This window comes from Streptomyces bathyalis, from assembly GCF_015910445.1.
GTDB classification, from domain to species: domain Bacteria; phylum Actinomycetota; class Actinomycetes; order Streptomycetales; family Streptomycetaceae; genus Streptomyces; species Streptomyces bathyalis.
This window is the reverse complement of the sequence record NZ_CP048882.1, coordinates 6,170,471-6,183,164: the sequence shown is the minus strand read 5'-3', so window position 1 is coordinate 6,183,164 and position 12,694 is coordinate 6,170,471. Positions and strand designations below refer to the sequence as shown.

The following is a 12,694-nucleotide window of genomic DNA, read 5'->3' as shown; positions in this document are numbered from 1 at the left end:
CGCGCCAGGGGAAAGGACTGATCGTGCGCCACCGTTCATTGCTCATCATCACCACCGCGGTCGCCGCGGGATCTCTCGTGCTGACCGCTTGCGGCTCGCGCGGCGAGGACAGCGGCGGCAAAAGTGGTGGGGACACCACCGTGACCATCGGTCTCGACGCCCCGCTCACAGGTGATCTCTCCGCGCTCGGCCAGGGCATCAAGAACTCGGCCGACCTCGCCGTCAAGACCGCCAACAAGAAGAAGGAGGTCGACGGCGTCACGTTCAAGCTCCAGGCACTCGACGACGCCGCCCAGCCCTCCGCCGGCCAGCAGAACGCCAACAAGTTCGTCGCGGACGACAAGGTTGTCGGTGCCGTCGGCCCCCTCAACTCCAACGTCGGCCAGTCCATGCAGAAGGTCTTCGACAAGGCCGGCATGGTCGAGGTCTCCCCCGCCAACACCGCGCCCGAGCTGACGCAGGGCACCAACTGGCGTACCGGCAAGAAGGAACGCCCCTTCAAGACGTACTTCCGTACCTCCACGACGGACGCCATCCAGGGCCCGTACGCGGCGCAGTACATGTACAACGAGAAGAAGCTGAAGAAGGTCTTCGTCATCGACGACAAGAAGACCTACGGCAAGGGCCTCGCCGCCACCTTCAAGGGTGAGTTCGAGGACCTCGGCGGCAAGGTCGTGGGCACCGACCACGTCGACCCCAAGGAGAAGGACTTCACCGCGGTGGCCAACAAGGTCGCCAAGGCCAAGCCCGACTTCGTCTACTACGGCGGCGAGTACCCCGCCGGCGCCCCGCTCGCCGACCAGGCCAAGAAGGCCGGTCTCAAGGGCCCCGTCGTCGGTGGTGACGCGCTCTTCAGCGCCGAGTACGTGAAGCTGGCCAAGAAGAACTCCGAGGGCGACATCGCCTCCTCCGTCGGCGCCCCGCTGGAGACCCTCGACAGCGCCAAGGAGTTCACCAAGAACTACGAGGCCGCCGGCTACAAGCTGCCCTACGAGGCCTACGGCGGCTACGCCTACGACGCCACCTGGTCCATCATCCAGGCCGTCAAGGCCGTCGCCGAGAAGAACGACGGCAAGCTGCCCGAGGACATGAACGACACCCGCGAGCAGGTCTCCGAAGCCATGCAGGACGTCAAGTTCGACGGCGTCAGCGGCAAGGTCGGCTTCGACGAGTACGGCGACACCACGAACAAGCAGCTCTCGCTGTACGAGGTCAAGGACGGGGAGCACAAGCCCGTCAAGACGGGCACGTTCGAAGAAGACTGAGCCGGGCGACCGCCCCGTTCAACCACACCACTACGCCGCGCGGGGGCGCCAACAGCGCCCCCGCGCGGTCGTATCCAGACACCACTCGGAGGCCCCGCGGTGAACGACCTGCCGCAGCAACTGGCCAGTGGACTCATCCTCGGCGCGATGTACGGGCTCATCGCGATCGGATACACGATGGTCTACGGCATCGTTCAGCTCATCAACTTCGCCCACGGCGAGATCGTCATGTTCGGGGCCTTCGGCGGCCTCACCGCGTGGCTGATCCTCCCCAAGGGCACAGCCCTCATGCTCGCCCTGCCGGTCATGCTGGTCATGGCCGTCGGAGTGTCCGTGCTCGTCGGCATCGGGGCGGAGCGCTTCGCCTACCGGCCGCTGCGCAACGCGCCCAGGCTCGCGCCCCTCATCACCGCAATCGGCCTGTCGATCATGCTCCAGCAGCTGATCTGGAGCTTCTACCCCGACGCGAAGAAGGCCCGGACCTTCCCGCAGTTCGGCGGTGAGAGCGTCAACATCCTCGGCGCCAACGTCCAGCGCGGCGAGCTGTTCCTGCTCATAGCCGCGCCCGTGTGCATGATCGCCCTCGGCTTCTTCGTCGCCAAGACCCGCACCGGCCGCGCCATGCAGGCCACCTCGCAGGACCCCGACACCGCGAAGCTGATGGGCATCAACACCGACCGCATCATCGTCACCGCGTTCGCCATCGGCGCCGCGTTCGGCGGGGTCGCGGCCATCGCCTACGGCCTCAAGTACGGGCAGATCGACTTCAAGATCGGCTTCATCCTCGGTCTAAAGGCCTTCACCGCGGCCGTGCTCGGCGGCATCGGCAACATCTACGGGGCCATGGTCGGCGGCGTCGTCCTCGGCCTCGCCGAATCGCTGGCCACCGCCTACATCGAGCACATCCCCGGCATGGAACTCTTCGGCGGCGGCGCCTGGAAGAACGTATGGGCATTCGTCCTGCTGATCCTCGTGCTCCTCGTACGACCACAGGGCCTTCTCGGCGAACGCATCGCGGACAGGGCGTGATAGCGATGGCAACCACGAACCCCGAAGCGGGCACTCCCACCTCCGAGGCCACACCGGCCGAACCGCTCGACCCCACCGGCGCGCCCGGCGCCCTGCCGCTGCCCCCCAAGGCAGCCCGGATCCTCACCGCCGCCGGAGCCGTCGGCACCCTCGCGAGCACCATGCTCGCCTGGACCTGGACGGCCGAATTCCCCGGCGACCTCACCTACTACGGCTCACCCGTCGACCTGCAGACCCTCACCCTCGTCGGGTCGGTCCTCACCCTCGCGGTGCTGCTCGCCGGCAGCGGTGTACGCGGGCTGCGCTGGCTCACCCCGGGCGGCAGGACCGCGCCCGTGGTGCTGCTGGCCATCGGAACGCTCGGCGTCGCCTGGTTCACCGCCGGCGCCATCGCCGTCGTACTCGGCGGGCTCGTCAACTTCGAACCGGGCATGTGGGTCGCCGTACTCGCCAGCCTCGTCACCGTCGTCGGCGCCCTCGGCCTCCGGGCCGACGAACCCTTCGACCCCGCCGACCCCGCGCTGCGCAACCCCGGCGCCTGGCAGCGCTTCCGGCACTCCCTCAAGGCCCCCGCGCCCGAGCGCGCGCGGGACCTCCCCGGCTGGGCCGAACTGCTCATCATCGCCGTCACGTTCGGGATCGCGCTGTTCGTCTTCACCTACGGCATCGACACCCCGTACGGCGAACTCTTCATCGGCTTCCTGATCCTCGTCGGCTTCGCCGCCACCGCCCTGGCACGCGCGGGACTCAGCCAGCGGCTGGGCCAGATCACGGGCAAGCACCGCAACGTCACCTTCACGGCGGCATTCGTCGCCGCGGCATGCTTCCCCTTCACCCAGAGCAGCGACCAGTACACCTCCGTCGCCGCCAACATCCTGATCTTCGCCACCGTCGCACTCGGCCTCAACGTCGTCGTCGGCCTCGCCGGCCTCCTCGACCTCGGATACGTGGCCTTCCTCGGTGTCGGCGCCTACGCCGCGGCACTCGTCTCCGGATCGGACACATCCGTCCTGGGCGTCGAGTTCCCCTTCTGGGCCGCCGTCCTCACCGGTGCCGGAGCCTCACTCGTCTTCGGCGTCGTCATCGGCGCCCCGACACTGCGGCTCCACGGCGACTACCTCGCCATCGTCACCCTCGGCTTCGGTGAGATCTTCCGCATCGGCATGGAGAACCTCGACGGCTCCTCCGGACCGTCGGTCACCAACGGCGCCAACGGCATCGCGAACATCCCGGACCTGGTGATCCTCGGCTTCGACCTGGGCGAGGACCACACCATCATGGGTGTCGAACTCGGCCCGTTCGCCAACTACTACCTGCTCATGCTCGTCTTCACGATCATCATCGTGACGATCTTCCGCCGCGCCGACCGCTCCCGCATCGGCCGCGCCTGGGTCGCCGTACGCGAGGACGAGACCGCCGCACGCGCCATGGGCATCAACGGCTTCCGGGTCAAGCTCATCGCCTTCGCACTCGGCGCCACCCTCGCCGGCATGGCCGGCACCGTGCAGGCACACGTCACCTCGTCCGTGACGCCCGAGCAGTACCAGTTCGTCGAAGTCGTGCCGCCCAACTCGGCGTTCCTGCTCGCCGCCGTCATCCTCGGCGGCATGGGAACGGTCAGCGGACCCCTCGTCGGCGCCTCGCTGCTCTACCTGATCCCGGCCAAGCTGCAGTTCATCGGCGACTACCAGCTCCTCCTCTTCGGACTGGCGTTGGTGCTCCTGATGCGCTTCCGCCCCGAAGGCCTCCTCGCGGACCGCCGCAAGAAGCTCGAATTCCACGAGACCGGCCAGCTCGACGTACCGACCGGCGGCCCCGGCCTCAGCAAGACGGAGGCATGACGATGACCACCACAACGACAACCGGCGTGCAGGACGCCGTGCCCGCAGGACGCACCGACGTGCTGCGGGCCTCCGGAGTCACCATGCGCTTCGGCGGCCTCACCGCCGTGCGCAACGTCGACCTCAACGTCGACAGCGGCGAGATCGTCGGTCTCATCGGCCCCAACGGCGCCGGCAAGACCACCTTCTTCAACTGCCTCACCGGCCTGTACATACCGACCGAGGGCCAGGTCTCCTACAAGGGAACCGTGCTGCCGCACCGCTCCCACCTGGTCACCAAGGCCGGCATCGCACGCACCTTCCAGAACATCCGGCTCTTCTCCAACATGACCGTGCTGGAGAACGTCCTCGTCGGCCGCCACACACGCACCAAGGAAGGCCTGCTCTCCGCGCTCCTGCGCGGCCCCGGCTTCCGCAAGGCCGAACGCACCTCCGAGGAAAAGGCCATGGAACTCCTCGAGTTCACCGGCCTCGCCGACAAGCGCGAACACCTCGCCCGCAACCTCCCCTATGGCGAACAGCGCAAGCTCGAGATCGCCCGCGCCCTCGCCAGCGAACCCGGCCTGCTGCTGCTCGACGAGCCCACCGCAGGCATGACCGCAGGCGAGACCAGCGCGACCCGCGACCTCGTCCTCGCCGTACGGGAACAGGGCACAGCCGTACTCGTCATCGAGCACGACATGCGCTTCATCTTCAACCTCTGCGACCGCGTCGCCGTCCTCGTGCAGGGCGAGAAACTCGTCGAAGGCTCACCGGAGACGGTGCAGGCCGACGAACGAGTCGTCGCCGCCTACCTCGGCACACCCTTCGAGGGCGAGCCCGGCGAGGCAGAGGCCGCGGAGGTCCGCGAAGCGGAGAACCGAGGCGGCGACGGACCCGGGGCAGCCGCGGCCGGCCCCGCCGGGAGCGACGAGAACCCGAAGGGAGAGCGGTCCTGATGCCACTCCTCGAAGTCGACGACCTCCGCGTCGCCTACGGCAAGATCGAAGCCGTCAAGGGCATCTCCTTCAGCGTCGAGGCCGGTCAGGTCGTCACCCTCATCGGCACCAACGGCGCCGGCAAGACGACGACCCTGCGCACCCTCTCCGGCCTCCTCAAGCCCCTCGCCGGAAAGATCATCTTCGACGGCGAAGTGATCAACGACATGGGGGCACACAAGATCGTCGCCAAGGGGCTCGCGCACTCCCCCGAAGGCCGCCGCATCTTCCCCCGCCTCACCATCACCGAGAACCTCCAGCTCGGCGCCTTCCTCCGCAAGGACTCGGCAGGCATACAGCGGGACATCGAGCGCGCCTACGAGCTCTTCCCCATCCTCGGGGAGCGCCGCAGCCAGGCCGCCGGCACCCTCTCCGGAGGCGAGCAGCAGATGCTCGCCATGGGCCGCGCCCTGATGTCCCAGCCCAAGCTGCTCATGCTCGACGAGCCCTCCATGGGCCTCTCCCCGATCATGATGCAGAGGATCATGGAGACCATCACAGAGCTCAAGGCACAGGGCACGACGATCCTTCTCGTCGAGCAGAACGCCCAGGCCGCGCTCTCCCTCGCCGACCACGGCCACGTCATGGAGATCGGCACCATCGCCCTCTCCGGCACCGGTCAGGAACTCATGCACGACGAGTCGGTACGCAAGGCGTACCTCGGCGAGGACTGACCCGCGGCGCAGCCCGCACACGGTCACACGCGAGTGGGCCGCCCCCCGGCACCCGGGGGCGGCCCACTCGCGCTCTTGCGGCGGCAGCACCGGCCGGTGATCCAAAGTGCGGGGATCACGCTCCAGCCGGACACCCGCCCGCCGTCACCGCTCCTGCTGCTTGCGCTCCTCGCCGTCCGCGATCACGGCCTCGGCGACCTGCTGCATCGACAGCCGCCGGTCCATCGACGTCTTCTGTATCCAGCGGAACGCCGCCGGCTCCGTCAGCCCGTACTGCGTCTGCAGCACGCTCTTCGCCCGGTCCACCAGCTTCCGCGTCTCCAGACGCTGCGAGAGATCCGCGACCTCCTTCTCCAGAGTCCGCATCTCCGTGAACCGCGACACCGCCATCTCGATCGCCGGCACCACGTCGCTCTTGCTGAACGGCTTCACCAGATACGCCATCGCGCCCGCGTCACGCGCCCGCTCGACCAGCTCCCGCTGGGAGAACGCCGTCAGCATCAGCACCGGCGCGATGCTCTCCTCCGCGACCTGCTCGGCCGCGGAGATCCCGTCCAGCACCGGCATCTTCACATCGAAGATGCACAGATCCGGACGGTGCTCCCGCGCCAGGTCCACCGCGCTCTGGCCGTCACCGGCCTCACCGACGACGGAGTAGCCCTCCTCCTCCAGCATCTCCTTCAGATCCATCCGGATCAGCGCCTCATCCTCCGCGATCACCACTCGCGTGGTCAGCGGCGGCACATGGGCGCTCTGCTCCCCGGCAGCGGAGGCGTCGGCGTCGGAGTTGTCAGGCTCGGGGATGTCCGCGGTGCTCACTGGGCTCCTCGTTTCCGCACAGGTGGGAGGTACGAGGGTACCTAGGGGCGAACGCACACCGGTACGCGGTAGGGTGAGCTGCGCCCCGCCCGGTTGGTGGAACTGGTCAGACACGCGGCGCTCAAACCGCCGTGCCCTTTGCGGGCATGTGGGTTCGAATCCCACACCGGGCACCATCGATCACTCCTTCGAGTGGTCGATCATCTGTTCCGTCTCCCCATGACTGCGAACCGTTCACGCTGCGTGCATGGAACAGCACGCCCCTTCACTCAGAGCCGAAGCTCTCGCCCTCCTCAGGCAGGGTCTTCGCAACTCGATCGTGGCAGAGAGGCTCGGCGTACCGGTCGGGACCGTCGGCTGGTGGCTGCACGAGGATCGTAAAGACCGGGGAATCGTGGTCGAGCGCCAGCACGACTGCCCGCGCTGCCAGAACCTGCCGATCGACGGGCCGGCGTACTCCTACCTACTCGGTCTCTATCTCGGCGACGGTCACATCGTCGCCAAGCACAAGCAGAACCACCTGTCGATCTACTGCTGCGACGGGTGGCCCGGCCTCATCGCCGCGGCAGAGGACGCCATGCGGAAGGTGATCACCGGGGCGGGCACGGGACGCCGCATGAAGATCGGCTGTACGGAAGTGAAGTCCTACACCAAGCACTGGAAATGTCTTTTCCCTCAGCACGGCCCAGGCAGAAAGCATGAGCGCCGCATCGTGCTGACTGACTGGCAGCAGGAAATCGTGAACGAACATCCGTGGAATCTCGTGCGAGGACTGATCCACTCCGACGGTTGCCGCATCACGAACTGGACGACCCGGATGGTCGCCGGAAAGCGCAAGCGCTATGAATACCCGCGGTACTTCTTCACCAACAAGTCCGACGACATCAGGAAGATCTACACGGACACTCTCGACAGAGTCGGTGTGGAGTGGAAGACCAACGCTCGCGGTAGCGACCCGTACCACATCTCCGTCGCACGCCGAGCATCCGTCGCGCTCATGGACGCGCAAGTCGGGCCGAAGTACTGACTCCGTGCCCCGCCTTTACTCCGATGCGGCCGTCACGGAAGGTGCGGCAGCATTGCCCCATGTCATCACTGACGCGCGATGAGGCGCGTACGCGGGCCGGGCTCCTCGAAGTGGAGCGTTATGTCGTCGATCTCGATCTGACGTGCGGCGAGGAGGAGTTCGGGTCGGTGACGACCGTGCGCTTCTCCGTGAAGGAGGGCCGGGGCGGGGCGGACTCGTTCGTGGATGTGCGGCCCGTCGAGCTGCTGCGCGCGGAGCTGGACGGGGTCGCGCTGGACGCGAGCAGTGCGTTCGACGGCCGGCTGTGGCTGCGGGGCCTTGCGGAGGGGGCCCACGAGCTGCGGGTCGAGGCGCGGATGCCTTTTTCGCGGGTCGGTGAGGGGATGCACCGGTTCACGGATCCGGCCGACGGGCGTGTGTATCTGTATACGCAGTGCTTCCTGGACGACGCCCCGCAGGTGTTCGCGTGTTTCGACCAGCCGGATCTGAAGGCGGTCTTCGAGGTGTCGGTGACGGCCCCGGACGACTGGACGGTGCTGGGCAACGGCGTCGCGCGCAAGACGTCCGCGGGCCGCTGGGAGTGTGCGCCGACTCCGCCGCTGAGCACGTATCTGGTGGCGGTCGTGGCGGGGCCGTACCACTCGGTGCGTACGGAGCACGCCGGGTTGCCTTTCGGTCTTCATGTGCGGCGCTCGCTGGCGGAGTTCCTGGACGCGGATGCCGAGGAGCTGCTGGACATCACCCGGCGGTGCTTCGACCGGTATCACGAGGTCTTCGACGAGCCGTATCCGTTCGACTCCTACGACCAGGCGTTCGTGCCGGAGTTCAACGCCGGGGCGATGGAGAATCCGGGGCTGGTGACGCTGAAGGAAGAGTATGTGTTCCGGTCTGCGGTGACGGATCTGGACCGGCGCACGCGTGGTGTGACGGTGGCGCACGAGATGGCGCACATGTGGTTCGGGGATCTGGTGACGCTGCGCTGGTGGGACGACATCTGGCTGAACGAGTCGTTCGCCGAGTACATGGGCTATCAGACGCTGCGTGAGACGACGCGCTTCTCCGGCATGTGGACGGACTTCGCGGTGGCGCGCAAGAGCTGGGGCTATGACGCGGATCAGCGTCCGTCGACGCATCCGGTGGCTCCGGAGCCGGAGTCGGTGCCCGACACCGCTTCGGCGTTGCTGAATTTCGACGGGATCTCGTATGCGAAGGGTGCGTCGGCGCTGCGTCAACTCGTGGTGTGGCTGGGCGAGAAGGACTTCCTGGCGGGCGTCAACAGGCATTTGACGCGGCATCGCTTCGGGAACGCGTCGCTGGCGGATTTCATCGGTTCGCTAGCGGGGGCGTCGAGCCGGGATGTGCCCGGCTGGGCGGAGCTCTGGCTGCGTACGACAGGCGTGGACACGTTCTCGCCGCGCGTCGACGAGGGCAGCGGGCAGTGGTCGGTGGCGCTGCGGCGGGAGGGAAGCCGTCCGCATCAGCTGGAGCTGGGGCTCTACGACGTGGCGCCGGCGGATCCCGGCCGTCTGGTGCTGCGGGAGCGTGTCGAGCGTGAAGTGGCGGCGGACGAGGCGGAGTCGGTACTCGTCGCGGAGGGGCCGCGTCCTGATCTGCTGCTGCTGAACGACGGGGATCTGACGTACGCGAAGGTGCGCCTTGACGATGTCTCGTGGCGGACGGCGCGGGAGACGCTGTCGGGTCTTCCGGAGGCCCTGTCGCGCGGGGTGATCTGGAATGCCGCACGGGACATGGTGAGGGACGCGGAGCTGCCTCCGTGGGAGTTCCTTCAGGCGGTGCGGGACCACGCTCCGTCGGAGCCGGAGGTGGCGGTCCTGCAGGGTGTGCTGTCGTTCGCGCGCGGCACGGTCGCGGACCGGTTCCTGCTGCCCGAACGGCGCGACGCGGCGCTGGAGTTGCTGACGGGGGTGTGCCGGGAGGTGCTGTCGCGTACCGAGAGTGCCTCGGCGGAGGGGGATGTGCCGGGGCTGCGTCTGACCGCGGTGCGTCAGTTCGTCGACTGTGCCGCGGACGCCGGGGAGTTGTACCGCTGGTGGGAGGGCGGTTCGGTGCCCGGCGGTGGTCCGGTGCTGGACGCGGAGTTGCGGTGGCGGCTGCTGCTGCGTCTGTCGGTGCTGGGTGCGGTGGGCACCGCGGAGATCGGCGCGGAGCTGGCCCGCGATCCGAGTGCCACGGGCCAGGAGGGTGCCGCGCGTTGCAGGGCGGCGTTGCCGGACGCGGCGATGAAGGAGGCGGCGTGGGAGGCGATGTTCGTCTCGGACGAGTTGTCGAACTATCTGATGCGGGCGACGGCGCAGGGCTTCTGGCAGCCGGAGCAGGGGGAGTTGCTGGAGGAGGGCGGTTTCGCGGAGCGGTACTTCCCGGATGCGGTGCCGGTTGCCGCTCGGCGTGGTGCCGCCGTGGCCGCGATCGTGGGGCGGATGGCGTTCCCTCGTACGGTCGTCGACGAGGCGGTGCTGCGCCGTGGGGCGGACTTCGTGGACGGTGAGGGTGTGACGCCGACGCTGCGGCGGGAGCTGGTCGATCAACTGGATGATCTGCGGCGCGCGTTGCGCGTTCGCGAGGCGGTCGGCTGACCGTCCGCGGGCCCCGTTTGCGGAGCGGGTGAACGAACCGGGGCTCGGGTTGCTCGGGTTGCTCGGGTTGCTCGGGTGTCAACTGCAGGCACGGAGCGGGGTGTTGGATCCGGGGGCGCGGCGCGATCGTGCGCCCCCGGGTGAGCCTCCATCAGCAGATGCTCTCCGCATGGGTCCCTGCTGGCCGCTCGCCTCAACGTGGCGTCAGCAGCCGGTCCTTGCCGGGCCGGCGTGCCCGTACCGGCCCGGCAAGGGCCGGCCTGTGTGCTTCGCCGCACTTTTCTCAGGTCTTAACTTTAGTATTGACCCGCCATTAGTCCAGACCTACGGTCCTCTCACCATCCTGACACCGTCGAGGAGTTGGACCCGCATGTCCCCCACACCCCACTTGCCCCACGGCACCGAGGAGCCCGGCAAGGCGCCGGGCGCCCAGGACGCCCCCGCTTCACCGTCCAGGCCCGGCCTCCGCCGCCGTACGGTGCTGGCGACACTGGCCGCCGCCGGACTCGGCGGCCTCGGCGTCGCCGCCGCTCCCAGGGCGGCCTCCGCCCTCACCGCCCTCTCCGGCGCCTCCGCCGCAGAGCCCGACTTCGGTCCGAACGTCTCCGTCTTCGGCCCGGACACCTCCGCCGAGGACATCCAGGCGAAGGTCGACTCGGTCTTCAAGGAGCAGGAGACCGCCCAGTTCGGCAAGGGGCGCCACGCCTTCCTCTTCAAGCCGGGCTCGTACGACGTCGACGTGAACGTCGGATTCTTCACCCAGGTCGCAGGGCTCGGACTGACCCCTGACGACGTGAAGGTCTCCGGCGCGGTCCACGCCGAGGCCGACTGGTTCGACGGCAACGCCACCCAGAACTTCTGGCGTTCCGCCGAGGGCATCTCGGTGACCCCGTCGGGCGGCAAGGACCGCTGGGCGGTCTCCCAGGCCGCCCCGTACCGCCGCATGCATGTGAAGGGCGACCTGGAGCTGGACGACGGCGGCTGGTCCAGCGGCGGCCTGATGGCCGACACCGTGGTGGACGGGCAGGTGCGCTCCGGTTCGCAGCAGCAGTGGCTCTCGCGCAACACCGAGTGGGGCAGCTGGTCGGGGTCGAACTGGAACATGGTCTTCGTGGGCGCGAAGAACGCCCCGGGCGGCGACGGCTTCCCCTCCCCCCCGTACACCACCGTCGAGGCGACGCCGAAGGTGCGTGAGAAGCCCTTCCTCCACGTCGGCAAGGACGGCGGATACGAGGTGTTCGTGCCGGCGCTGCGCGAGGACTCCACCGGCGCGAGCTGGTCCGGCGGCGCCCCGGAGGGCGAGTCGCTGCCGCTGGGTGACTTCCACATCGCGAAGGCGGGCGACTCGGCCTCCGCCCTCAACTCGGCGCTGGCGGACGGGAAGCATCTGCTGCTCACGCCGGGCGTCTACGAGCTGGACGAGCCGCTGGCGGTGACGAAGAAGAACACGGTGGTGCTGGGGCTGGGGCTGGCGACGCTCATGCCGTCGAGCGGCAAGGCGGTGCTGACGGTCGCGGATGTGGACGGGGTCAAGCTCGCCGGGTTCCTCGTGGACGCGGGGAAGGAGAACTCTCCGACGCTGATCGAGATCGGCCCGGAGGGCGCCGGCGCGGACCACTCCGCCAACCCGACGTCGCTGCACGACGTGTTCATCCGCATCGGCGGCATCGGCGCCGCGAAGTCGGAGACGAGCCTCGTGGTCAACAGTTCGCACGTGATAGCCGACCATCTGTGGCTGTGGCGCGCCGACCACGGCGACGGAGTCGGCTGGGACACCAACCCCGCCGACACGGGCCTGATCGTCAACGGCGACGACGTGACCGCGTACGGGCTGTTCGCCGAGCACTACAAGAAGTACCAGGTCATCTGGAACGGTGAGCGAGGCCGCACCTACTTCTTCCAGAACGAGATGCCCTACGACCCGCCGGACCAGGATTCCTGGATGAACGGTGACACGCGGGGCTTCGCGGCCTACAAGGTCGACGGCTCCGTCACCGACCACCAGGCGTTCGGGCTGGGGAGTTACTGCTTCTTCAACGTCAACAAGTCTGTGGTCGCGGACCGCTCCTTCGAGGTGCCGCAGGCGGAGGGCGTGAAGCTGCTTCACATGACGTCGGTGTCGCTCGGCGGCACGGGCACGATCGAGCACGTCGTCAACAACACGGGCGGCCCTGCGAACGCGGACAGCAACGTGGCCACGGTCACCGCGTATCCGTGACGCGGGTGCCGTGACGCAGGCGCCCTGGCGAAGGCAGTTCGAGGCGCGGCAGCCGCCTGACGAAGCGTGAGGCTCCCCGTGGCGAGAGACCCCGGGGAGCCTCACGCCATGAAGATCACCCCTTCGGGCGAACCAGGCCCGATACGAGATCAACAGGCGCCGTCCGCACGTAGGTTAGGGCTACCTCACCACTCCTTCCCGGTCCGGCGGGCACCGCTCGTGTGCTCGCCGGACCGGGGGTTGTGGGACC

Annotated in this window: 9 protein-coding genes and 1 tRNA gene; 9 read left to right on the top strand and 1 reads right to left on the bottom strand. The window is 68.3% G+C overall.

The window, feature by feature from the left end:
• Positions 1-23: 23 nt before the first annotated feature.
• From G4Z16_RS26765 to G4Z16_RS26745, 5 genes are all read left to right on the top strand, one after another.
• A complete protein-coding gene (locus G4Z16_RS26765; protein WP_197353189.1) occupies positions 24-1,265 on the top strand; it encodes a branched-chain amino acid ABC transporter substrate-binding protein in 1,242 nt (413 codons plus the stop codon).
• Positions 1,266-1,364: 99 nt separating this feature from the next.
• Positions 1,365-2,294, top strand: a complete 930-nt coding sequence (locus tag G4Z16_RS26760; RefSeq protein ID WP_197353188.1) for a branched-chain amino acid ABC transporter permease — start codon at positions 1,365-1,367, stop codon at positions 2,292-2,294.
• A gap of 5 nt (positions 2,295-2,299) precedes the next feature.
• Positions 2,300-4,135: a branched-chain amino acid ABC transporter permease gene (locus G4Z16_RS26755; RefSeq protein ID WP_197353187.1), complete on the top strand. Its 1,836-nt coding sequence runs from the start codon at positions 2,300-2,302 to the stop codon at positions 4,133-4,135.
• Positions 4,136-4,137: 2 nt separating this feature from the next.
• Positions 4,138-5,073 carry an ABC transporter ATP-binding protein gene (locus G4Z16_RS26750; protein WP_197353186.1) on the top strand — a complete coding sequence of 312 codons (936 nt, stop codon included), beginning with the start codon at positions 4,138-4,140 and terminating at the stop codon, positions 5,071-5,073.
• Complete coding sequence (locus G4Z16_RS26745; protein ID WP_197354938.1) at positions 5,070-5,786, top strand: ABC transporter ATP-binding protein; 717 nt, start codon at positions 5,070-5,072, stop codon at positions 5,784-5,786. The genes G4Z16_RS26750 and G4Z16_RS26745 overlap by 4 nt, the downstream gene beginning before the upstream one ends.
• A gap of 144 nt (positions 5,787-5,930) precedes the next feature.
• Here the strand turns inward: G4Z16_RS26745 and G4Z16_RS26740 are convergent, their stop codons facing one another.
• Positions 5,931-6,605 (bottom strand): ANTAR domain-containing response regulator, encoded by a 675-nt coding sequence (locus G4Z16_RS26740; protein WP_197353185.1) that lies wholly within the window; start codon positions 6,603-6,605, stop codon positions 5,931-5,933.
• 87 nt (positions 6,606-6,692) lie between these two features.
• On the opposite strand from G4Z16_RS26740, the gene G4Z16_RS26735 reads away from it, so the two are divergent.
• The 4 genes from G4Z16_RS26735 to G4Z16_RS26720 all read left to right on the top strand — a co-directional run bounded on the left by G4Z16_RS26735 (position 6,693) and on the right by G4Z16_RS26720 (position 12,444).
• A tRNA-Leu gene (locus G4Z16_RS26735) sits at positions 6,693-6,781 on the top strand.
• 71 nt (positions 6,782-6,852) lie between these two features.
• Positions 6,853-7,632: a helix-turn-helix domain-containing protein gene (locus tag G4Z16_RS26730; RefSeq protein WP_197353184.1), complete on the top strand. Its 780-nt coding sequence runs from the start codon at positions 6,853-6,855 to the stop codon at positions 7,630-7,632.
• 59 nt (positions 7,633-7,691) lie between these two features.
• Positions 7,692-10,226 carry an aminopeptidase N gene (pepN, locus tag G4Z16_RS26725; protein WP_197353183.1) on the top strand — a complete coding sequence of 845 codons (2,535 nt, stop codon included), beginning with the start codon at positions 7,692-7,694 and terminating at the stop codon, positions 10,224-10,226.
• 370 nt (positions 10,227-10,596) lie between these two features.
• A complete protein-coding gene (locus G4Z16_RS26720) occupies positions 10,597-12,444 on the top strand; it encodes a coagulation factor 5/8 type domain-containing protein (protein ID WP_246531088.1) in 1,848 nt (615 codons plus the stop codon).
• The last annotated feature ends 250 nt before the right edge of the window (positions 12,445-12,694 follow it).

Coding starts and splice junctions, on each gene's coding strand:
- G4Z16_RS26755 (WP_197353187.1), top strand. CDS start 2,300: ATGGCAACCACGAACCCCGAAGCGGGCACTCCCACCTCCGAGGCCACA.
- G4Z16_RS26750 (WP_197353186.1), top strand. CDS start 4,138: ATGACCACCACAACGACAACCGGCGTGCAGGACGCCGTGCCCGCAGGA.
- G4Z16_RS26730 (WP_197353184.1), top strand. CDS start 6,853: ATGGAACAGCACGCCCCTTCACTCAGAGCCGAAGCTCTCGCCCTCCTC.
- pepN (WP_197353183.1), top strand. CDS start 7,692: ATGTCATCACTGACGCGCGATGAGGCGCGTACGCGGGCCGGGCTCCTC.
- G4Z16_RS26720 (WP_246531088.1), top strand. CDS start 10,597: ATGTCCCCCACACCCCACTTGCCCCACGGCACCGAGGAGCCCGGCAAG.